Here is a 2636-nt window from a genome sequence, read left to right on the forward strand (position 1 = left end):
GCGCAACGAGGAAGATGTCGCCGCGCGCGTGTTTCAGATCTGGCTGCGTCCGCGGACGCCGGGCGGTACGCCGCGCTGGTCAACGCGCGTCTGTTCGCGCGAATGTCGCGAAGGCCGTTTCGTGACGCTGGCGAGCGGCGATCCTCAAGATGTGCGCGAAGGCGCGTTGCCCATCAATGCCGACGCACGCGTGCGTGTTGCAACACTCCGCGAAGGCACGACACTCAAGCACGCATTGCCGAAGCCGGGCTCGACCTATCTGGTCGCAGATCACGGGCAGCTCGACGCGGGGCCTATCCGGCTCGCACCGCGAGACGGTGTAGCCATCCGGGACGAGGCGCAGCTGGATTTGATCGCGCATGGCGATACGGATGTTGTGATCGTTGAACTTTGGGGCTAACGCAAATGAGCCTTCTCGATGTGTGCGACTGTCGTCGGCCAGTTTCAGCCGGTCGTGCCGAAGCGCGGAGGTCCGTTGATGGTTAGTTTGAGGACCGCAAGAACGAAGCAAATCGACTGCTGGGTTATATACTCGAGACCCAGCCATCCCGGGCGCATCACACTCACACCGTTTGCCACGACGACCTAGGGCTCTGGTGTTCGGGCGGCGTGATACGACGCAATTCTGGAAGAAAAAATGGGGAAAATGAATGCCACAGAAGATCTACTTTGACGAGTCCGGATTCACGGGAAACAACTTGCTCCATCCTGAGCAAAAGTATTTTTCGTATGCCTCAGTAGCGACCGATGACCAAGAAGCGAAAGAGTTCGTTGAGCGGCTCATAGCCACACATGGTATTCAAGGTGGCGAGCTCAAAGGGAGCAAACTAGTGCGATTTAGCCGGGGAAGAAAGTTGATTGACGAAATCTTCGATCGGTTTGACGGAAGAATTAAAATATCCATATCTGACAAGAAATTCGCGCTGGCGTGCAAGCTCCATGAGTACATCTTTGAGCCTTGCTTTTCGGAAATTAATTCCTTGTTCTACGGAATCGGATTTCATCGATTTATTGCAAATATCCTGTATGTCGAGTTCGTCGCCCGTGGAGCGGGTGCGGAGGCTATATTTACCGAGTTCGAGGAATTGATGCGAACGAAGGACGAGAGCAAGCTTCACGGGATCTTTTCATCATCAGTCCACGAAGAGAATTCACCGGTAATTACTCAGATCCGGGAGTTCGCGCAGCATCGTGCAGAGGACATAAGGGCCGAACTTTCCTCTCTTGACGATGCAGGTTCCGGCAAGTGGATCCTCGATCTGACCAATACAGCGCTATTCACATTGCTCGCCAATTGGGGAATGGAGTACGACCAAATTACCGCAGTCTGCGATCCATCCAAGCCCTTGCAACACGACCCTACCGTTTTCGAAACCATGATTGGTCGTGAGGATCGGTTATTTAGCGAAGGCTTAGGAGAGCGTCATCCGATTACGTTCAATCTCTCCGGACCCATCGAATTTGCAGATTCGAAACTAACCCATGGCATCCAGATCGCCGACGCGGTTGCAGCGGCGGCTGTGTATGTTTTCTCTGGAGCTGACGACGAACACGCGGTACGCTGGCGCAAGATCATCGCTCGGATCGCTAACAACGGCAGCATAATTCCGGACCGCGACGAGGTGAGACTGAAGGATCGGCGCGTCCAGCGCAATGCGCTTGTATTGATGGAACTCCACTCCCGCGCCAAGGCAGGCAAAAGCCTAGTTGAGGGAATGCCAGAGTATTTACATATGGTTTCGCGCCGGCTTATCACAGACCCGATGCGCGTCTAGTGTTTCGTTCAAACCGGTTTAAGCAATGCAAGCTAAATGCTATACCCACCTCTCGCTCGACTACCTTGTCCGGTGAGTCTGAGGTGCAGAGCTTAGAGCCGTGCCTTGTGTCGTCCGTGAGTGGCTCAAGTTGATTCGCGAACGGACGTCCATCGTCTTTGCGTGAATGCCGCATAGGGGTCGACAAGCGCCCGCCGCTTCGCTCCGTCGTATCCAAACCCAGATGCGGAAGGCGACGTCCCTCGGCAGACCTGCCCTCTCCAAAGATAACCCCTCTCTATTCGAACCGCTCATCACGTTCCCATTTCAGATTAGGATTACTATATTATATGAACGACTTTTCATGCTGGAAATAACGGGCATTCCGATCCGACGACGTCCAGAACACTCATCAAACATGGCAAGCTTTCGACGCACACAATTCGAGTGTTGAGGGCCGATTTGATCGCGATCACAACACTCGAGATTTCAGCGATACACCTCCAACTGCCAAGCACGCGCAAACGGCAAGACGAACCGTCTCCCGCGCTTTCGGGCGGGACCCACGTCAGGCGGCAAGCCTTTCAAAGCGGCTCGGCTCGCAGCAGAACAAGTCGCACGGGGCTGCCAATCTGAGCGTCCGTGGTATGCAGACGCTCGTCGACGGGATCGGGATAAACCCTAAGCTTCTCGAATGTCTCTTGAATTCTCGATAGCCCCCGCCACTTAGTTGTTTAACTGTGCCACCGTAAAATCTAAACTAATGATCGCTCCACAAGAACACGAATACTCGGTCATGGGTGGAGTCAATCGGGCAAACGTCGGTCGACTCTTGAGCTTGGCAGCAAGTGCTATCTCGGGAGGACTGGTCTTCACGCTCCT

Annotated in this window: 1 protein-coding gene and 1 pseudogene; both read left to right on the forward strand. The window is 54.4% G+C overall.

The window, feature by feature from the left end:
* Window positions 1-400: pseudogene (locus tag U5A58_RS40245) on the forward strand (pirin family protein); the annotation flags it as partial.
* Between the two features lie 250 nt (window positions 401-650).
* The gene (locus U5A58_RS40250; protein WP_321916987.1) at window positions 651-1775 is read left to right on the forward strand and encodes a DUF3800 domain-containing protein; all 1125 of its coding nucleotides are present in this window, start codon (window positions 651-653) and stop codon (window positions 1773-1775) included.
* Window positions 1776-2636: the final 861 nt, after the last annotated feature.

This window comes from Paraburkholderia sp. J7 (assembly GCF_905220155.1).
Classification (GTDB): Bacteria; Pseudomonadota; Gammaproteobacteria; order Burkholderiales; family Burkholderiaceae; genus Paraburkholderia.